General features: G+C 33.9%; 18 protein-coding genes. 8 read left to right on the top strand and 10 right to left on the bottom strand.

Going from position 1 to position 20,399, the window contains the following annotated elements:
• Position 1: 1 nt before the first annotated feature.
• Positions 2-907 (top strand): lysophospholipid acyltransferase family protein, encoded by a 906-nt coding sequence (locus tag RBR53_09960; GenBank protein ID MDY0132980.1) that lies wholly within the window; start codon positions 2-4, stop codon positions 905-907.
• A 10-nt stretch (positions 908-917) separates the two neighbouring features.
• On the opposite strand, the gene RBR53_09955 is transcribed toward RBR53_09960, so the two are convergent.
• The 6 genes from RBR53_09955 to RBR53_09930 form a co-directional block, all read right to left on the bottom strand.
• Entirely contained in the window at positions 918-1,379 is a 462-nt protein-coding gene (locus tag RBR53_09955) for a YaiI/YqxD family protein (protein MDY0132979.1), read from the bottom strand.
• Position 1,380: 1 nt separating this feature from the next.
• Entirely contained in the window at positions 1,381-2,685 is a 1,305-nt protein-coding gene (locus RBR53_09950; protein ID MDY0132978.1) for a TRAP transporter large permease, read from the bottom strand.
• Between the two features lies 1 nt (position 2,686).
• Positions 2,687-3,187 (bottom strand): TRAP transporter small permease, encoded by a 501-nt coding sequence (locus RBR53_09945; protein ID MDY0132977.1) that lies wholly within the window; start codon positions 3,185-3,187, stop codon positions 2,687-2,689.
• Positions 3,188-3,413: 226 nt separating this feature from the next.
• Positions 3,414-4,448, bottom strand: coding sequence for a TRAP transporter substrate-binding protein (locus RBR53_09940; protein MDY0132976.1), 1,035 nt, complete (start codon positions 4,446-4,448; stop codon positions 3,414-3,416).
• A 194-nt stretch (positions 4,449-4,642) separates the two neighbouring features.
• Complete coding sequence (locus RBR53_09935; protein MDY0132975.1) at positions 4,643-5,836, bottom strand: hypothetical protein; 1,194 nt, start codon at positions 5,834-5,836, stop codon at positions 4,643-4,645.
• 13 nt (positions 5,837-5,849) lie between these two features.
• Positions 5,850-6,701, bottom strand: a complete 852-nt coding sequence (locus RBR53_09930; protein ID MDY0132974.1) for a MoxR family ATPase — start codon at positions 6,699-6,701, stop codon at positions 5,850-5,852.
• Positions 6,702-7,069: 368 nt separating this feature from the next.
• Between RBR53_09930 and tatA the strand changes: the two genes are divergently transcribed.
• The 4 genes from tatA (at position 7,070) to RBR53_09910 (ending at position 10,871) form a co-directional block, all read left to right on the top strand.
• Complete coding sequence (gene tatA, locus RBR53_09925; protein MDY0132973.1) at positions 7,070-7,264, top strand: twin-arginine translocase TatA/TatE family subunit; 195 nt, start codon at positions 7,070-7,072, stop codon at positions 7,262-7,264.
• An 80-nt stretch (positions 7,265-7,344) separates the two neighbouring features.
• Complete coding sequence (locus RBR53_09920; GenBank protein ID MDY0132972.1) at positions 7,345-7,977, top strand: TetR/AcrR family transcriptional regulator; 633 nt, start codon at positions 7,345-7,347, stop codon at positions 7,975-7,977.
• An 81-nt stretch (positions 7,978-8,058) separates the two neighbouring features.
• Positions 8,059-9,885, top strand: a complete 1,827-nt coding sequence (locus tag RBR53_09915) for an acyl-CoA dehydrogenase (protein ID MDY0132971.1) — start codon at positions 8,059-8,061, stop codon at positions 9,883-9,885.
• Positions 9,886-10,004: 119 nt separating this feature from the next.
• Entirely contained in the window at positions 10,005-10,871 is an 867-nt protein-coding gene (locus RBR53_09910; protein ID MDY0132970.1) for a DUF2520 domain-containing protein, read from the top strand.
• 22 nt (positions 10,872-10,893) lie between these two features.
• Here the strand turns inward: RBR53_09910 and RBR53_09905 are convergent, their stop codons facing one another.
• From RBR53_09905 to RBR53_09895, 3 genes are all read right to left on the bottom strand, one after another.
• Positions 10,894-13,458 (bottom strand): HAD-IC family P-type ATPase, encoded by a 2,565-nt coding sequence (locus RBR53_09905; GenBank protein MDY0132969.1) that lies wholly within the window; start codon positions 13,456-13,458, stop codon positions 10,894-10,896.
• Between the two features lie 365 nt (positions 13,459-13,823).
• Entirely contained in the window at positions 13,824-16,793 is a 2,970-nt protein-coding gene (locus RBR53_09900; protein ID MDY0132968.1) for an insulinase family protein, read from the bottom strand.
• Between the two features lie 377 nt (positions 16,794-17,170).
• Positions 17,171-17,557: a hypothetical protein gene (locus RBR53_09895; GenBank protein MDY0132967.1), complete on the bottom strand. Its 387-nt coding sequence runs from the start codon at positions 17,555-17,557 to the stop codon at positions 17,171-17,173.
• Positions 17,558-17,919: 362 nt separating this feature from the next.
• On the opposite strand from RBR53_09895, the gene RBR53_09890 reads away from it, so the two are divergent.
• Positions 17,920-18,414 carry a DUF2062 domain-containing protein gene (locus tag RBR53_09890; protein MDY0132966.1) on the top strand — a complete coding sequence of 165 codons (495 nt, stop codon included), beginning with the start codon at positions 17,920-17,922 and terminating at the stop codon, positions 18,412-18,414.
• Positions 18,411-19,256, top strand: a complete 846-nt coding sequence (rsmA, locus tag RBR53_09885) for a 16S rRNA (adenine(1518)-N(6)/adenine(1519)-N(6))-dimethyltransferase RsmA (protein MDY0132965.1) — start codon at positions 18,411-18,413, stop codon at positions 19,254-19,256. Before RBR53_09890 ends, rsmA begins: the two co-directional genes overlap by 4 nt.
• Before the next feature lie 90 nt (positions 19,257-19,346).
• Here the strand turns inward: rsmA and RBR53_09880 are convergent, their stop codons facing one another.
• Positions 19,347-19,724 carry a hypothetical protein gene (locus tag RBR53_09880; GenBank protein MDY0132964.1) on the bottom strand — a complete coding sequence of 126 codons (378 nt, stop codon included), beginning with the start codon at positions 19,722-19,724 and terminating at the stop codon, positions 19,347-19,349.
• A 274-nt stretch (positions 19,725-19,998) separates the two neighbouring features.
• Here RBR53_09880 and RBR53_09875 point away from each other — a divergent pair, with 274 nt between their 5' ends.
• Positions 19,999-20,397, top strand: coding sequence for a rhodanese-like domain-containing protein (locus RBR53_09875; GenBank protein MDY0132963.1), 399 nt, complete (start codon positions 19,999-20,001; stop codon positions 20,395-20,397).
• Positions 20,398-20,399 lie beyond the last annotated feature (2 nt).

Below are 20,399 nucleotides of genomic sequence, written 5' to 3'. Positions count from 1 at the left end.
AATGCAAAAACTTCAAACTATTATAATAAATATGATTGCAAATTTTCTTTCATTTATCCCAAAATCAACTGGAAGATATCTTGGAATTTTTTTTGGAAAAATCTGGTTTGCCTTTGGCAAAAAAAGAAGGTTTATTGCCATCCATAACCTTAAAAAAATATATTCAGACAAAATGAGTCCTGTGGAGATAAAAAAACTGGCAAGAAAAAACTTTATTTTCCATTCAATAACAACATTTGAAATTTTAAGGCTAAAAAGGCTTTCTAAATCTCAAATTATCAATGAAATTGAAAAAGTTGAAGGTTTTGAAAATTATTTAAAGGCAAAAAAATCAAACAGGCCGATTTTTCTTTTAAGTGCTCATTTTGGAAACTGGGAACTAATGGCCTTGTCTGCCCCTCTTATTCTTCATCAACCCATTCACCTCATAGCAAGAAAACTTGACTTTGAACCCCTTGATCAGCTCATAAAAACCATAAGAAGAAAAACAGGTAATCTTGTTATAGACAAAAAGCAAAGTGCAACAATGATAAGCCAGATTTTAAGAAAAAAAGGAGTGGTAGGAGTTTTAACAGATCAAAGGGCCCTTGGAAACTCTGCTGTTGATGCTTCTTTCATGGGACATCCTTCAAAAACAAACAAGGGGATTGCTCTTTTTGATTTAAGATACAAACCTGAAATAGTTCCAATTTTTTGCTATAGGCTTGAAAATGGCAAATATAAATTAAAGTTTTTTCCTCCTTTAAAAAGACCTTTAAGATCGGACTTTAAAAAAGATTTAAAAACATATACAGAAATCTACAATAAAGTTTTGGGTGAAAAAATTTATCAAACCCCTGAACATTGGTTCTGGTTTCATGACAGGTGGGAAAAAAAAGAAGATTTGTTTGGTAAAAAGGAAATTTAAACCCTGAAATTTATTTTTTTAAACTGTTTAAATATCTTACAATAATCTTATCAAAATTGTTTGAAAAAAGATGTTTGTTTTTCACAGAAAAAGGAGGACTTCCTTTTGGATTAATCCCGCTTCCCCTTAAAGAATCCATAAAATCTCTTGTATTTAATTTTGCTTTTATATTTTCTTTTGTAAAAAGCTCACCAAAAGGACTTAAGACAAAACATTCTTTTTCAATTAAAAATGAGGCAAGGGGAATATCTGAAGTAACACAAAGATCTTTTTCTTTTGCAAGTTTTACTATTTCATTGTCTGCAGCATCATTATCTGCAGTTACAACTATTGTTTCTATATGAGGAGATAAAGGCACTTTTATTGGCTTGTTTGAAACAAAGGCTGATTTTATTTTTGTTCTTCTTGAGACATCAAAAATAAATTGTTTTATTTCCTTGGGACAGGCATCTGCATCTACAAATATTTTCATTTTATTTTGCCATGAATTCAGGAAGAAACAAAGCAAGGGAAGGAAAAATCAACAAAAGAGCAGTGGCCGCTATTATTGCAAATAAAAGAGGAACTACCCCCCTGAATATTGTTTCAATTCTTACATTTGTTGCCACACTTCTAACAACATAAACATTGATACCAACCGGAGGGGTGATAACTCCAATTTGGGTGACAAGCACTATTACAACCCCAAACCACACAGGATTGTACCCAAGTCCTATTACAACCGGATAAAAAATTGGAACTGTTAGCATTATAAGTGCAAGTGCATCAATAAAACAGCCGCCTATAACGTAAATTAAAATTATAATTGAAATTACAGCCCATGAGGGAAAATCAAGCCCCCCTACCCAGCCTGCTATTTGAAAGGGAATCTGGGTTATTGCAAGGAAATGTCCCAAAACTGTAGCTCCTGCAACAATCATTAAAATCATACATGAAATTCTTGTTGTTTCTGTAAAAGCGTCCAAAAGCCCTTTGAAATTAATATTTCTTCTTAAAACAGCTAAAATTATTGTTCCAAAAGATCCTACACCTGCAGCTTCTGTTGGAGTGAATAAACCTCCAAAAAGACCTCCCATAACCAGGATAAAAAGCAAAATTGTTTCTAAAACTCCTGTAAGGGATTTTATTTTTGTTTTAAAATCGTGCTTTTCACCTCTTGGGGCATCCATTGGCCTCAAAATACTCCAAACAACAACAACAATTGAAAATAAAAGAGTAAGAACAACTCCGGGAATAATTCCTGCCATAAAAAGATCACCAATTGATTGCTCTGTTATAATCCCGTAAACAATGAAAATAACACTTGGAGGAATTAAAATACCAAGACTTCCGCCTGCAGCAATAACTCCGGTTGCAAGGGCATCTGAGTATTTATATTTTTTCATTTCAGGAAGGGTTACAGCCGCCATTGTTGCAGCAGTTGCATTGGTAGAACCACAAATTGCAGAAAATCCAGCACAGGCACCAATTGCTGCTATTGCCATTCCTCCTGGAAGATGACCTATCCATTTATGTGCAACAGAAAACAGTCTGGTGCTTATTCCAGCATGAAAAGCAACCTGGCCCATTAGAATAAACAAAGGAATAACAGTGAGGCTGTATGAACCAAAAACATCTACTAAATCATTTACCATCATTGCCAGGGCGGCTGAAGGCGATACAATCACTGCAAATCCAACAACTCCTGTTAAAAGCATGGCAAAACCAACAGGCATTCTTAAAAAAATAAGCACAAAAAGCGCTAAAACTCCAATTATTCCTATAAGAGTAAAAGACATTTCACTCCCCTAAGCCATAACGGGCAAGATTTAAAGACTGAAAAAGCATAACTATTGAAACCATGGCACAACCAACAGCTATTCCCATTGAAAAAGGATAAAGCGGCACCTGAAGTGTCATTGAGACTTCATTGCTTGCCTTTAAGCTGAAAGAATATAAAAACGTCTGATATGTAATAACTCCAAAAATTATTGAACAAACAAAGCAGTTGATTCTTTCTATAAAGTTATGAAGCTTTTCTGGGAATTTACTTACAAGATACTCAACAGCTATATGCCCTTTTCCAAGGGAGGTTGCAGCCAATGCAAAAGCAACAGTAAGGGAACCAAAAAAACCCACAAGTTCATATGCTCCGGGAAGAGGATGTCTAAAAAATCTCATTATGATATCAACACAGGTTATGAGCATCATAAGAAAAAGGGTAATACACGCTCCGTAATTAAGCTTGAGAGCAAGATGTGTAATAATTTTATCTGTTTTTTTATTAATTCTTGAAACCAAAGTTCAACCTTTTGCAAAATTTATAAGCCTAAAACCCGGTTGTTATATTATTTTTAAGTTTTTATGTCCATCATAGTTTTGCCTATACCTGAAAATTAGAACTTTTTACAAAAGTAAAGTCTTTTATATAAACTTTTATCTTAAAATCAAAAAACTTGATAAAGTTATTAGGACTTTTTTAATTTTATCAAGCCTGATTGAAATTAAAAGTTTTTAAAATCAGATTTTATTCAGTACCAGCATCTTTTGAATGGATTTTGATAAGCCTTAAAATTTCACCAACTATTTTTTTACCGTCAAATCCGTTTGAATTTGCAGAATCAATATATTCCTGAATAACAGGGCTAACTTTTTCCTTCCACAAAGCTTTTTCTTCCTGGGAAAGAGTAAGATAGCTATTACCAAGTTCAAGGCTCAATTTTTTTCCCTCAGCATCGCTTTTATCCCAGGCTGCTCCATGGGCTAAAACAGCTTTTTCATTTATTTTTTCAATGGCTTTTCTTATTTCTTCAGGAAGACTTTCCCATTTTTTCTTATTCATCACAACATACATTGTTGTGGTATATCCTATGTTGGAAGTGTCTGTTGTTGACTTTACAACTTCAGCCTGTCTCCAGCCTTTTAAAACTTCAATGGGTCCAAATGTTCCTTCCACCACTCCTCTTTTGACTGCTTCATAGGTCTCTCCCTGAGCCATGGCAACAGGAATACCCCCAAGGGATTCAACAACCTTTGAACTAAGCCCTGTGGATCTTATTTTAAGTTTTGAAAAATCTTCAAGGGTTTCAACTTTTTTTACACTGTGAAGAAGCCCCGGCCCATGGGCATGAACATATAAAACTTTTACCTCATCAAGCTCTTTTGGCCTCAAATTTTTATAAAATTCATTAACCGCTTTTGAAGCAGTTATTCCATCGGGGTATCCAAGGGGCAAATCAAGACTTTCCATTACAGGGAATTTTCCTCTTGTATATCCAAAACAAGACATTCCTATATCTGAAATACCTGAAACAACACCATCATAGCAGTTTTTTGCACTGGTTAAGGTTCCCCCTGGAAATATTACAATTCTGACTTTATTGTTTGTTTTTGCTTCAATTTCCCGGGCCCAGTTTTCTGCAGCTTTGAATTGTTCATGGGATGCAGGAAAAAAAACACTATAAGTTAAACGCCAGGTTTTTTCTTTTTCTTTTGAATCACAGCCGTTTAAACCAGTTAAAAAAAAGACTGAAATTAAAATTAATATAAACCAGCTCTTCATTTGCTCTCCATTATAGGCCTTTACTCAAAACTAATTTTATTTAAATGATAAGGCTAAATTCAAAACAATTCCGATTTAAAAAATTAAATTTTTACAAAGTTGCACCAAAGTATAAAAATTTAAATCCCAAAAAACATAAAAAAGTAACCCAGCCTAAAATAATTTTGTATTCTAAAATTAAGATTAAACAACTATCAATCTTTTTTCATCAGCTGGGTAACTGCACCCTCAAGACCATCCAGGGTAAACTCAAACATGGGAAAAAGACGTGAAATAACAGTAATTGTATGTGTATATCCCCAGACAGAGCCTGGAACCGGATTTAGCCATACATGATGGGGAAAAGTTTCAGTGATAAACTGGAGCTGTTCAACGCTTGGTTTCCCAGACATCTGGCTTATACTTATTGCCCCGTTTCTTGCAAGAAGTTCATAGGGAGCCATACTTGCATCGCCAATAATAATAAACCTTGTTTCAGGATCAAACTTTGAAAAGTCCGAAACCTTCACAGGTTTTTTATATCTTGTGGAATCTTCCCAAACATAATCATAGATTGTATTGTGAAAAAAATACGTTTTTACTTCCTTGAACTGAGCCCTGGCATAATCAAAAAGAGTCTGAACCAAATCAACATAGGGATCCATTGACCAGCCGCCATTATCTATTGCAAGAACAACCTTGAGCTTGTCTTTAAGGGATCTGTCAAAAATTATTTCAATTTCACCTGCATTTTTCATGGTCTGATAAATAGACTTGTCAATATTTACCTGATCTTTTGGCCCTGCAGGAATCAAATTCCTAAGTCTTTTAAGTGCTTCGCCTATCATGGACTGATTTAAAGGGCCTCTTCCTGAGTAATCTTTATATCTTCTTTCATTGGCAACTTTTAAAGCGGATTTATTCCTTGAAACCCCTCCCACTCTCATTCCGCCGGGATGATATCCTGAGTGCCCTACAGGAGAGGTTCCTCCTGTTCCTATCCACTTGTTTCCGCCTTCGTGGCGTTCGGTCTGCTCTTTGAGTCTTTCCTTGAAATAGTCTATTAATTCTTCTGGGGAAAGCTGACTTATTTTATTTTCATCAATTCCAAGAAGATCTGAAATTTCCTTTGGATTTTTAAGCCATTCATCAAGAAGCCCCTTTACAATTTCATCAAGTTCAAGACCTTCCTCTTCAGGAAGCTCAGCACCTTCGAAATAATAGGCAAAGACCTGATCATAAATGTCAAAATATCTTTCACTTTTTACAAGGATGGTTCTTGCTGAAAAATAAAAATCATCCAGATTTGTAATAAAGCCCTTTGATAAGGCTTCCTGAAGTCTTAGAAAAGCTGTGGGATTAACTGGAACCCCAACATTTTTCAGTGTATAAAAAAAACCTATAAACATAATTTTATCCCGCCTAAATCAATCGTCTTCTGCCCAACGCGTTTCCGACTCTTTCATAATCAGGGCTTTTTTTGAATAAAATTCCAAGGAAAGGAACTTTGCCTTTGATAAGATCCTTTGCACGAAAGTCAGGATCCAGATCTAGTGCTCTTATCCAGTTTATAAGCTCTCTTGTTGCCGGTCGTTTTTCTATTCCGTCAAGCTCCCTTAACTTAAAAAATGTTGAAATTGCATTTTCAGCAAGATCAGAATCAATAGTCGGAAAATGAACATTAATAATTTTACGCATCATTTTTGGATCAGGAAATGCAATATGATGAAAGTTGCACCTGCCAAGAAAAGGATCTGAAAGATCTTTTTTTGCATTTGAGGTAATTATTATTACCGGCCTGTTCTTTGCACTTACCCTTTTATCAATTTCAATTATATCAAATTCCATTTGATCAAGAACATCAAGCATGTCATCTTGAAAATCTGTATCAGCCTTGTCTATTTCATCAATTAATAAAACAGTTCTTTCATCTGTTGTAAAAGATCTACCTATGGTTCCCATTTTAATATAATCTTCAATATTACTCACATCCCTTGAAGAATCACCAAAACGGCTGTCATTCAATCTTGTAAGAGTGTCATATTGATAAAGAGCCTCAACAAGCTTCATGCTTGATTTGACGTTTAAGACTAAAAGAGGCATCCTTAGGCTCTGGGCTATTGCATGGGCAAGCATTGTTTTTCCGGTTCCTGGTTCACCTTTAAGTAAAAGCGGCATTTCAAGGCCAATGGAAATGTTAACAATTCTTGCAAGCTCTTCGTCAAGAACATATTTTTGAGAACCCTCAAACTTATTTAACAACTTATCTGACATTTTTATTCTCCGGCAATTTATTAAAAAATTATTTGTATTTAAAATTCAAGCTACCTCTGACAATATTATCAGGATAAAGTCAAGGTCAAGTATTCTTTATTCTGAATCAGGAGCCCAGCTTTGTAAAAAAATCAAACCTATGCAATTTACAGAGTATTGACCAAGGTTTTAAAAAAAGATTTAGTCTACCCAAAAAAGAGCCTGATATCTTAGTAAAACAGGCCCTTTTGGACTTTTCAATCTAAAGTAAACCTCTTCTTTTAAATGATTGACACTCAAACTTTGTAGTGTTAATAACATTTAACTAATAATAGACAAATACTGTTCCAGATAAACTTATAAATTTATCCGGAAATTAGAGGTGTGAGATGTTCGGAGGAATAGGAGTTACTGAACTTATAATAGTTCTTGTTATAGTTCTTCTTGTATTTGGAGCAGGCAAACTTCCTGAAATAGGAAGCGGACTTGGAAAAGCAATCAAAAACTTTAAAAAAGCTTCAACCGGCAATGAAGAAGCTCTAAAAGAAATAGACGATGAAAAGAATGATAATGAAAAGAAATAAAAGCAACCGACTCATTTTATTTTGACAAGGATGCTTTTTTTTTAGTAGTCCTAAAAAGTTCTTTATAATATATTAAGATTATGGAAAAACTCACCAGAAAACAAAAAGAAATTAAAAGAAGAAAGCTCGATATTATTGAAGCTGCTTTAATTTGTTTTGCCAAAAAAAGTTTTCATGGTGCAACAATGTCAGAAATAAGCACTCAGTCAGAACTTCCTCTTGCAACGATTTACAGTCTTTTTAAAAGCAAGGAAAACATTTACTTTGAGCTTTTAAAAATAAAAGGGAAAGAACTAACTAAAACTATTAAAGAAGCAATTGAAAATAAAGAGACCCACCCTCTTGAAAGACTTAGAAAAGGAATGAATGAGCATTATTTTTTTTGCCTTGAGAACAAAGATTTTACAAAAATATACCTTCAGGAAAGACAGGGCTTCTGGGAACTCTTTGAAGAAAATTTAAAATATGAAATAAAAATTTTGGTTGAAAAACTACTTAGCCTCTTTACTGATGTTTTTAATGACGGGATTGACAAAGGTTATTTTAAATCCTATTCGACAAAAGAGCTTAGCGAACTTTTTATTTCAATTATAACTTCATCGGCTTCTTCGTGGATAATAAACAGGGAAGACAATCAAAAGTTTAAACAAAGACTTGACAATGGATTTCAGATTTTCACCTCAGGTCTTTTAAAAAATAAAAAAAGTTTTTAAGTTACCTTTATGGCACAAGGGTCCCTTTTAAACTGATTTTAAGTAAATTTGGTTAACTAACTTAATATTAAGGAGAGATTAATGGCTTTAGAACTAGCAGATCCAAGAGATCAAGAATTTTTGCTTTTTGAAGTTTTTGATGGTGCATCAGTTTCTGAAACTGAAAAATTTGCAGCTTACAATGAAAGAACATCAAAGATGCTTCTTAAAGAAGCAAGAAATCTTGCTGTAAAAGAAATTCTTCCAACAAACAAGCTAGCTGACGTGGAAAACGGTCATCCAGACGGGCTTAAGCTTGAAAATGGAAAAGTATTTGTTCCTCCCTCATTTCATGAGCCTTACAAAAACTATTGCGAAGGCGGATGGATTGCAATGATGGATGAAGAAGAATGGGGCGGACAGGGAATGCCTCACCTTCTTGCAATGGCATGTGGTGAGCTTTTCACAGGTGCTAACTGTGCTTTTCTTATGTACCCAGGTCTTACCCATGGTGCTGGAAACATTATTTACGCATTTGGTACAGATAAGCAAAAAGAGACCTACCTTAGAAATCTTTGGTCAGGTAAATGGGGCGGAACCATGTGCCTTACAGAAGCTAACGCTGGTTCTGACGTTGGTGCTCTTGAAACCACTGCAAAACTAAATGATGACGGTACCTACACAATTTCAGGGACTAAAATTTTCATCTCAGGCGGTGACTCTGACCTTGTAGAAAACATTGTACATCCAGTTCTTGCAAGAATTGAAGGCGAGCCTGCAGGTACAAAGGGTGTTTCTCTATTCCTGGTTCCAAAAATCAGAGTTAACGAAGATGGTTCTCTTGGTGAAGCAAACGACGTTGAAACTGTTGGTATCGAAGAAAAAATGGGTATCCACGGAAACGCAACATGTACTCTTGCTTTCGGCTCAAAAGGGAACTGTATAGGTGAACTTATAGGCGAGAAGAATAGAGGTATGAAGTATATGTTCCTCATGATGAATGAAGCTCGTCAGGGCGTTGCTCTTCAGGGACTAGGCTTCCAGTCCGCTTCTTATGCAAATGCAGTTGATTATGCAAAAGAAAGAATTCAGGGACCAAACCTTCTTGACGCTTTCAACCCTGATCCTGTAAAAGTTTCAATCATCCATCATCCTGACGTTAGAAGACAGCTTCTTCTTATGAAGTCCTATGTTGACGGATGCCGTTATCTTATCTATTACCTTTCAAGATGTTTCGACCTTGGCACACTTGCTGAAACTCCTGAAGAAAAAGAAAAGTGGGACGGAATCATAGAACTTCTTACTCCTATTGCAAAAGCCTACGCAACTGACAAGGCTGTTGAAGTTGCTTCAAGCGGAGTTCAGATTTACGGTGGTTACGGATTTATTGAAGAATATCCTCAGGCACAGCACTATAGAGATGCAAAAATTACCTGTATCTATGAAGGTACAAACGGTATTCAAGCTATGGACCTTCTTGGTCGTAAACTTGGTATGAAAAAAGGTAAGCCTTTGATGGATCTTATGGGCGAAGTTATGGCTACAATTGAAAAAGCTAAAAATGCCGGTCTTCCAGAGATGGCTGACAAACTTCAGGAAGCTCTTAACAAAGTTGGCGACTGTGCAATGCATATGGGTAAAACAGCCATGAGCGATAAAATCATGGATGCTTTTGGTACAGCTACCATCTTCCTTGAAATCTGCGGCGACATGTGTATGGCATGGGCTCATGCTGACAGAGCAGCTGTTGCAACACAAAAACTTGAGTCTGCAAAGAAAAGAGATATTCCTTTCTACCAAGGTCAGATTGAAACAGCAAAATTTTTCTATGACATGCTTCTTCCTGCAGCAATGGGACGTATGGACGCAGTAAAAAACACAACTGCTTCTGTTATGGCAATGCCTGAAGCAGGATTTGCAAGTAAGTAAAAAATAATTTAGTTTGATTTTTTTAAAGGCAGGGTTTTCCCTGCCTTTTTTTATTTTACCTGGATTAATTAACTTTCATATCTGCTGAAGATTAAAAACAAATTAACTTGGGGGGACTGGTGAACAAAAAAATCGGAATCATAGGAACAGGAAGGCTTGGAAAAAATCTTTTATACTACCTTATAGAAAAAAAAATTGAAATATCTGGAGTTTTCAATTCTCGAACTCAAACCTCAGAAGAAACCAGGGAAATCACAGGTTCAAAAGTTTTTTCAAACCCAAATGAACTTGTTGAAGCCTCTGAAATTATTTTCATAACAACCCCAGATGATATTATTGAAAAAACAGCCCTTGAAATTTCAAAATCAGATATTAAAATTAAAGACAAATTTTTCTTCCATTGCAGCGGTTCCCTTCCTTCAACCATACTTTTATCTCTTAAAAACAAAGGAAGCTTTACCGCATCTTTTCACCCTCTTCAAAGTTTTGCAGGTCTTTTGGTCTCAAAAAATCCATTCAAAGGGATTGTTATGGGAATTGAAGGAGAAAATGAAGCTGTTGATATTGGAAAAAACCTTGCAATTCTTTTGGGAAGTGTTCCTTTTACTCTTAAAACAGAGGGTAAAACCCTTTACCATGCTGCGGCTGTTATTGCTTCAAACTATCTTGTTACACTAACTGATATTTCACTTTCTTTTCTTGAAGCAGCAGGAATAGAAAAGGAAAACGGCCTTCAAATAATAGCTCCCCTGATAAGAGGAACCCTTGAAAACATAATGGCCAAAGGCACAGGAAAAGCACTTACCGGGCCTGTTGCAAGGGGTGACAGCCAAACAATTAAATCCCATAGAAAAAGTATTTTACAATCAATCCCAGAAATGGGCAGTTTCTATAAGATTATGTGCGAACATACTGTTAAAATTGCAAAAGAATCAGGTCATCTTGGAGAAAAAGAAGCAGAAACTATTTTAAGAGCTCTTGATTAAGCACAAAAACTTTTTGTATTTTTTATATATTTTTTCTTATAATTTTTTCAACTTCCATAACTATTAAAAGTGTTAATGCAAGGACAAGCAGCATAGTCCATTCTTTTAAACTCACTGGCTGGGTTTTTAGTACAGATTCAATAAATGGAATATACATAGATGCAATATGCACACTTTGGGCAGCTAAAACAGAAATCCATAAAAACTTATTTTTTAAATGGTTTATTTTAAATACAGAAATATGTTCTGTACGAGAATTAAACACGTGAATATTTTCAAATAAAACCATTAAAAGAAGTGTTAGATTCCGTGCTGAATCTTCTTGGTAACCTAAATTAAGAAGTGTATAAAAAAGAGCAAAGGCTGTAATACCCATGTATAAACCACCTACAACAACCCTTGAAATCATAACCTTATTAAAAATAGCTTCTTTTGGCTTACGAGGTTTACGTTCTAACACTCCAGGTTCTGCTTTTTCCAAACCAAGAGCAACATCTTGAAAACCATTTGTAACAAGATTTAACCATAAAAGCTGCACAGGTAATAAAGGTAGGGGAAGAAAAAAAAGTAAGGATAATAAAACCATTATAACTTCTGCAAACCCTGTAGATATAAGCAGGTGGATAACTTTACGAATATTATCATAAGCAACACGTCCTTCTTCAATTCCATTTACAATAGAACCAAAAGAGTCGTCTGTTAAAATAATATCGCTGGCCTCACGTGCCACATCTGTCCCGCTTTTACCCATGGAAATTCCAATATTTGCATGTCTAAGTGCCGGAGCGTCATTTACTCCATCCCCTGTTACTGCTACATAATGGCCAAGAGCTTGAAATGCTTGAACAATCAATTGTTTCTGTTCAGGGGAGACCCGTGCAAAAACACGTTTATTTGCAAGTTCTTCCTTTTTTGCTCCACCCTCTTGCCATCTGGAAATTTCCACCCCATCTATTACTTCATCCCTATTTGTTGCAATCCCAAGTTGTTCTGAGATAAAAAATGCAGTATTTGGATGATCTCCTGTTACCATACAAACTTTTACCCCAGCTTTTTCGGCTGTTTTCACAGCCATTGCAACCCCTTCTCTTAAAGGGTCTGCAATAGCAGCAAAACCAAGGTAAGTGTAATCATAGGAGGCTATCTCCTCTTCATTACTTATTTTATAAGCTAAGGCAATATTTCTAAATCCTTTTGCCGCCCATAAATCAACTTGCTCATTTATCAGATTAATTTCAGCTTTACTTAATAAAGATTTACTTAAAATAACCTCAGGAGAACCTTTAATAAAATGCATTTTTTTATTATCAATTTCATAAGTCATTCCTGAGTATTTATTTTCTGGTTCATAGGGCAATTTGTTTATAGCTGTTAAATTTTTGTGCTTATCAACCAGTGAATTATCCAAAGAAAGTGCATATCTTGCTAAAGCAACATCCACCTGATCTCCTAGAAATTTAAATTCACCATCTTCTTTATGATAGGCTGATTCATTACATAAAATTGAGCAAAGAAGTACGTTTTTATCAATATTTTCTTTTGAAGTGTATGTTTTTTTAGGTGTGACAAAATGTTCTACACTAAGAAGATTTTGGGTCAGGGTGCCTGTTTTATCACTTGCTATAAGAGTACTTGAACCAAGTCCTTCAATAGCTGATAGTTTTCTTACTATCACATTACGTTTGCTCATTGAAGCACTTGCAATACTAAGAGCAACCGTAATTGCCACAGGAAGTCCTTCTGGGATTGCAGAAACAGCTAAAGCCACTGCAAAGAAAAACACATCTTTTAATGGGGCTTCCTGGTAGATTCCAATTATAAATACAATACCAACTACAATAGCTATAATTGAAGCAATTCTTAATGAAAAACGTTCCATACGCTCTATCAGAGGTGCTTTGGCAAGTTTTGAACGGGACAGAAGATCAGCAATTTTACCAATTTCTGTTTCACCGCCAATTGCAGTTACCGCACCAATAGCCCTACCTCTTGTAACCATTGAACCGGCATAAAGCATATTTTTTCTATCTCCAACAGGTTCATCTGGTTTTGTTGAAATATATGAAGAGTCTTTATTTATATCAATAGATTCACCTGTCAAAAGAGACTCATTAACATATAATTCATAAGCATCAATAAGACGTATATCAGCTGGAACTTTAACCCCAGATTCAAAAAAAACAATATCTCCAAGGGTAAGATCTTCACTTTGAATCTCAAGTTCAATCCCGTCTCTTAAAACAATTACAAAAGTTTTTATCACTTTTTTTAAAGCACCAGCTCTTTCTCCTGCTGTATATTCCTGATATGTCCCAATTATTGCATTTATAAAAAGCACTGCCAGTATAAAAAAACCGTCAGTAAATTCTTTAATAAAAAAAGAAACAAGAGTAGCAATTAATAAGATATAAATTATAGGACTTTTAAATTGTGCAAAAAATACATTTATTAAAGTTTGTTTTTTTGTTTCGGGTAAAGAGTTTTTTCCATAGAGCTTTGTACGGGTTTTAACCTCTTCACTGGTTAATCCATTAGGGCTGGTATCCAAAGCTTTTAAACAATCTTCAATATTTTTTGTATAAAACATCAGAGTATCCTTAAACTTAATTATCTTGATTTTTCATCAATATAATACATTAACAGAAGTTTCAATTTACAAAAAAGGATATTTGAAAATTTATTGATTAAAGGAAGGCAGGGCTATAGTTAAAATCTTCGGATTACTTTAGTATCCTGGGGCTAGGATCTTGGATTATGGGAAAAATCTCACTTTTTATAATAAAAACAAGCAATTGCCAGACCAAGAATTACTGGCTAACCTGAATTGAGAACTTCATGTTTTGGCGGTTCTAATAGCAAACTTAAAAAATCGCTCAATTCAGACTGATAAGTGATTGACCCTGTTTAGTTTAAAAAACTCAAACTTAAGTCAATCACTTTTTAAACAAACAGCTAGATTTCTTTTTCGTCCAGGTGAAGTTCTCTTAAAAGAGATTCTTCCTTTTCCAAAGGAATTTTGCCTGTGATAACAGCGATATTATCTTTAAATGCATCTGAGCCAAAATATTTACCTGCAGCATTTGCAAGTTTTTCACTGTCAGCAGTTAAAAGTCTTTCCTTAAACTCCTGCCTTTTGCTGTCAGGAATACCCAAAATTCTTCTGAAAAAATCTTTTGAAGCCGAAGCTGCCGGAGAATCAGGTTTGTCAAGTTCTGAAGCTGTTTGAAGAATAGCTTCTTTTATTTCATCAGAATCAAAATTTCCTTTTTTAAGAAATTCTATTCCATTTTTAAAAGTATCTATGGTTCGTTTTATATTTGGATCTCTATAGGAACCGCAGGAAAAAATTCCCTCTTCTGAATTATAAAGAGCAAAGCCTCCGTAAGCCCCACCCTTTTCTCTTATTTCCTTATGGAGATAATTTGACTTTAAAAGCCTTGATAGTACTGAAAAATAAGGAGCATCTTCTTTTTCAAAAGAAGCTACCTTGGATGCAGCACCCACAAAAGACACAGAACTTTGAGTTGTCCAGGCTTCCCTTATTGGCTTGTTAAATTTTTTAAAAGCAGGAGAAATAAACCCATTTGACCCTTTAGTTGACAAGGAATCTGAAAAAATTGAAAAAATTTCATCTCCGGTTTTCAAGTTCCCTTCTCCCCCAACCATGCAGACTTTATAGTTATTTTCATTGAAACACAGCCTTCCTATAAGCTCCATTTTTTCTTTTAAGGATGATAAAACTTTATCTTCTTCAATTTTTGATTCAAAGGAGTCTGTGATTTTTCTTACAAGCCTTAGCTGTGAAATTCCGCTCCATGACTCAGCCAAAGACGAGGTCAGGGAAAGATTTCTTGATGCAAGCAAAATAGCAAGCTTATGTCCGTTTTGAACAACAGAAGACTCAAGCCCTGATCTAAATTGAAGCAAAAGGCTTTTTATTCTTTGTGTATCTTCAAAGGAAAAATCACTTATAAGTTCTGCACTAAGCTCAAACATATCTTTTTGATATCTTTCAAGGCATTTTGCCCCAAACCCTATGGATGAAAAAGTTGAGCTATTTTCAAAAACAGAAGTTCTTACCATGGGAGAAAATCCAAATCCGCCTGTAACAGCATCAATTTTTCTTGTAAAGTCCATATAGTTTCTCTTTTTTGTTCCTGTTTTTGAAACAAGAAAGGTAAATAGAGGAACATATTCAATAAGTTCGGGAGGCAAATGGCCGGTTCCAAACACAGAATTAAAATAAAAAATTTCTGAAGTGGGTTTTTCATAATAATAAATTTTTTTATCATGAGAAATTTTATCAGGAGATTCTTTTTTTACTTCCTTTGAAATATCTGAAATTTCAAGACTGGGAAGACATGAAAGATCTTCTTTTGTTTCCTGGAGAAAATTAAGCTGTTTTTCTCTTTCTTTTATTTTTTCAATATCTGAATCGCTTAAACTCTTTCTTTTTTCTTCAAGCTGTTTTTGTTCTTTTTGGGCTTCTTTTTTACCTTTTTCAGGATCAGGATTTAATATCATTAAAACTCTGTGGGGATTATCAATAAAATATTTCTTAATATATCCTTCAAAAAAATTTTCATTTAAGGCTTTTTTTCTTATTTTTTCAAGATTTTCATCAAACAAAAGAACACTAAGGGGATCCCCGCCATGAAACCAGGTGCTTCCAATCCCAAGAAACATTTTAATTCCATAGGGCATGGGCGTGTTTGTTATTTCTCTTCTGTGAAATTCAAATTGGTGAACAGCAGTTTCAATGAGCTCTTTATCAATTCCATTTTCATAAAGGTCATTAAATACATCAAAAATTATTTTTTCCACTTTTTTTGCGTCTTCAGGATTTATTCCTTTAAGTCCCGAGGCAAAAAAAGTATCTTTATTATCCCCGTCAAAGCCTGAAACATCTGTAAGAGATGAACCAAGATTTGAATCTATCAAAGCCTTATAAAGAGGAGCAGCTGAATTACCCAGAAGAATCTGGTCAAGCAGTGAAAGAACTAAAGTTTCAAAGCTGTCTGTAACATCAGAAGTCAGCCAGGCAACAGCTGCCTGGGATTTTTTTTCAATGTTTTTTTCACCGTCTGCAGGATAGGTATAAACAAGTTCTTTTGGCTTATCCCACCTGGGTTGATTAGAAACTTCAGTTCCAGGATCTATTGAATCAAAACGACTTAAAACATTTTCATCAATAAATTTTAAATGCTTTTCAATATCCAGATCTCCATAGGTGAAAAACCAGGAATTTGAAGGATGATAATGAATCTTATGGAAGTCTTTTAAATCTTTGTGAGTCAAATTTGGAATTTCAAGGGGTTCTCCTCCTGAGTTAAACCCATAGGTTGTGTCAGGGTAAAGAGCATTTAAAAGGGAACGTCCCATAACCTGGTTTTGGGATGACATTGCACCTTTCATTTCATTAAAAACTACTCCCTGGTAGGAAAGCTCGCCTTTTTCATCAACAGAAAGCCTATGCCCTTCCTGCATAAAGCTTAATTTATCAAGATTTGGGAAAAAAGCAGCATCAAGATAAACACCCATTAAATTATAAAAATCTTTTTCATTTTGAGCAGCATAAGGATACATTGTCCAGTCTGAGGCTGTAAATGCATTCATAAAAGTATTGAGACTCCTTTTAATCATTGAAAAAAAAGGGTCTCTGACCTTGTATTTTTGTGAACCACACAAGGCTGTATGTTCAAGTATATGGGCAACCCCTGTTGAATCTTTTGGAACTGTTCTAAAAGCAACTCCAAAGACATTTTCCCTGTCGCTACTTTTTATATGGATATGCTTTGCCTTGGTATTTTCATGAATAAACTCAAAATAATCAGCATTGATAAGTTCAAGCCTTTTTTTTCGTAAAAGCTTATGCCCAAAAATCAAATCACCTTCATTAAATTTCTTTTTCTTATCTGACATAGAATAAAAACCTTTCAAAAATGTATAAAAAAATTGGTAACAACTATAGTTTCAATAAAATAAATTCATCTTTGAATATAACCTGAGTATTTTAATTTACAAGGGTTGCAAAACATAAGGAAGCAAGACAACAGTCTTTTAAGCTTATACTGAAAATTCCAGTATCGACAAATAAACTTTTAGCCTGAAGAATTTGAAAAAAATAGAGGAAAATAGAAAACTAAAAAGTTGTTTCAGCCAGGAAAGATATAAATTCATCCTTAATATAATAGCAGAACATTTAAGGGATCAGTTTTTAACTTGATGCTAAAAACAAGACAAAACCGGTTTTTATTCAGCTTATAATCGCAGCAATGTTTAAAAAAACAAATTTAAGTTCATTCTTCTTTTGATTCAACAGGAAGATAAGCTCCCCTTTCAACTCGTCTTATTTGACCTGTAGAATTCAATCTAAAAATTATATTTCTCAGTTTTTTATCTTCAAAACCTGTTTTTTCTTTGAGAAATTTAAAATTAACAGGCTTTTTTTGATTTCTGACAATATCAAAAACCATTTCAGCTGCTGTTATTTTTTTACCCTTGCGAGGTAAAGAAGAGACCTTTCCAACTCGATATGAAGATGTTAGAGTTACCTGTTTTAAAAGGTTTTCAAGTTCATCAATTCTTTGACTAAGTCTTTCAAAATCTTTTTTAGTGGGAATATTGTACTCTTCCATAAGTTCAGAAATCAAAAACCCGATACTTTTATTTTTTTTCCCAGCCATTAACAGCTCCTTTTAAATTATTAAAACAATTGCGGAATAAAAACCGACTTTTCCAACAATCTTTAAATTATACCTATAGTTTACTCCAATGTCTTGAAACTTCATTTTCTCTCCATATTCTTTACAAAAAACAATCCCTGCAATTAATATTGTTTTCACACACAAAACTTATTTAAAATAAAACAATGGAAAAAAATCATCTTTTATTTCCTTAATATATTAAATTTTAAACAAGGGTACAAGGCCATTATTTAAAATGATTAAAAATAGTTGCCTTTTCAATTGCAAAAATTTATCTCTAAAGGTATGAAACAAACCAAAACATTTTACCTTAAAATTTACTTTTGAGGATTTGCAGATAAATGAAAAGATTTCAAAAATTTTTATGGAAACTTGCAACCCTTGATGGAAGTGCAGAAAACATTGCCCGAGGTGTTGCAGCAGGAACTTTTATATCCTTTTCCCCTCTTGTTCCTTTTCACACAATTCTTGGAATTACTTTAGCCTTCTTTGTAAAAGGAAGCAAAAGAGCAGCAATGATAGCTGTTTGGCTCAGCAATCCCATCACCATTCCTCTTTTCTATGCAGCCTCATATTATACAGGTATCAGTCTTCTTGGTTTTGAGCATGCAGACATAGGTATTCTTTACGAACTTATAGATATAATTGGCAGTAAAATTAAACTTGGAATAAAAATCGAGCAGATACAAATTCTTTTAGAATCAGAAATGTATATTTTTTATTCAATGCTTTTTGGAGGGGTTGTTCTTGGTCTTCCATCTGCAATAGCCTCATATTTTATTTCAAAGTACTGGGTAAAAAGACTGAGAAATGAAGAGGATATTACCATAGAATGACAAACCCATCGAAAATACTTAAAGAATACGGATATTTTCCTAAAAAAGAGTATGGTCAAAATTTTCTAGTGGATCCTTCAACTCCTGAAATGATAATCCGAAAATCAGGGATAGAAAAAGGTTCAAACATTATTGAAATCGGCCCTGGACTTGGGGCATTGACAAAAGCTGCATCAAACTGGGGAGACTTTGTATTTGGAATTGAAAAAGATAAAAGACTTATTCCAATACTTGAAAAAGAATTAAACAAAAACAATTGCACAAATGTTGAAGTAATTAATCAAGATATTTTAAAAACTGATTTGACCAAGTTTTTGAGTAAAGACAAAAAAAATTATCTTATCGGAAATCTGCCCTATAATATTTCTTCTCAAATACTTTTTCTGGCAATTAATCACAAAGAAAAAATTGATAAATGTGTTTTTATGCTCCAAAAGGAACTTGCAACAAGAATAGTTTCACCAAAAGGCACAAAAGATTATGGGCGAATTTCCATTGTTCTCAAATATCATTCTGATATCAAAATAATTGCAGGATTAAAGCCAACACTTTTCTACCCAAGGCCTAAAGTTGACTCCAGTGTAATTTTAATAGATTTTAACAAAAAAAATAAAATCAAGGCAAAGGATCCCGAACTTTTACATGAAATAGTAAAGCTTTCATTTGGAATGAGAAGAAAAACTTTGAGAAATTCACTTGGAAAAGGTTTTAAAGATAAGGCTCTTCTTGAAGAAATTTTTAAAAGCCTTCACCTTTCTACTTCATCGAGAGGTGAAGACCTTGAACTTGAAGATTATATAAGGCTGACAAACAAGTTTTATGAGTTTGACATTAAACTTTAATGCTTATGTTTTTTCCCAAATAAAATTAAACTCTCCATTATGTTAAAGGTCTGGCTTCTAATTTATTTGAGCCAAACTTAACTGCCTTTTTTATGTCCAATCTTCTTCAATTCCTGATTCTTCAAGAACTTTTTTATACCACATTGAAAAAACATAACGTGCCTTTATTTTATCATCTCCTGTTATAACTCCAAGAGACATTTCTTCAACAATTTTTCTATAGGCACTATCCCCTTTTTTTTCAGGGAAATCATTAAAAAACTTTTCTACTATTCCTGAAACCGTATTACCTGTCTTATCTTTTCTTATTTCTACCGGATGTTTTGGTTCCTCAAAAGGATCCCATGAATCAAAACCTTTTCTTAAAATAGCTGACTGAGTTCTTTTTCCCATTGAATCAAAAATTGCTTTTTTTCTTTTATCTATTTCTTCCCTAGAAAAAGACTCACTATTTTCAAAAACTGTCATTTTTATCTCCTTTTTTAGACCTTATAACTCTAGACTTTAAAAAACCTCAATGGTAATTTTCTTTCTATAGAAACACCTAAACTTTAATCATTAAAAACTTTTTAGTACTTAAAAGTATAAAATACAGCTAAAATATGATATCTCAATTTCACTTTTATTGTTTAATCTTTTAAACTACAGGATATTCAATATGTTTAACTTGCTTAAAAAAACTCCAAACTTCATAAAGGATACAGTCTGCATCATTTTAATAACTTTGTCATCAGGGTTTTTGATGTATTATTTTTCAGGTATAGAATTTTCCTTTAAAGAAACCAGGTTATCTGAAATAAACAAAAAAGAAATTTCCTTTGAAGAGGCCAAGTCAGTCTTTGAAAATAAAAATGGACTTTTTATAGACTCAAGAAGTAAAAGGTTTTATGAAAAAGCCCATATAGATGGTGCTATAAATATCCCAGCTGACAATTACCTTGAATATTCTTTTGATTTTTTATCGGCCTACCCTGATAAGTCAATTAAAATAATAGTATATTGTGATGGAAGAAACTGTGACTCAAGTCATATAATAACAGAATTTTTAAACGATTTAGGTTATGAAGATGTAAATATTTTAATAAACGGCTGGAGCCTTTGGAAAGAAGATAATCTTCCTGGTTTTTTCACAGGGAACTGAAT

The sequence above is a fragment of the Desulforegulaceae bacterium genome (assembly GCA_034006035.1).
Taxonomy (GTDB): Bacteria; Desulfobacterota; Desulfobacteria; order Desulfobacterales; family JACKCP01; genus JACKCP01.
The sequence above is the reverse complement of the archived record's forward strand: the minus strand, read 5'-3'. Positions and strand labels throughout refer to the sequence as shown.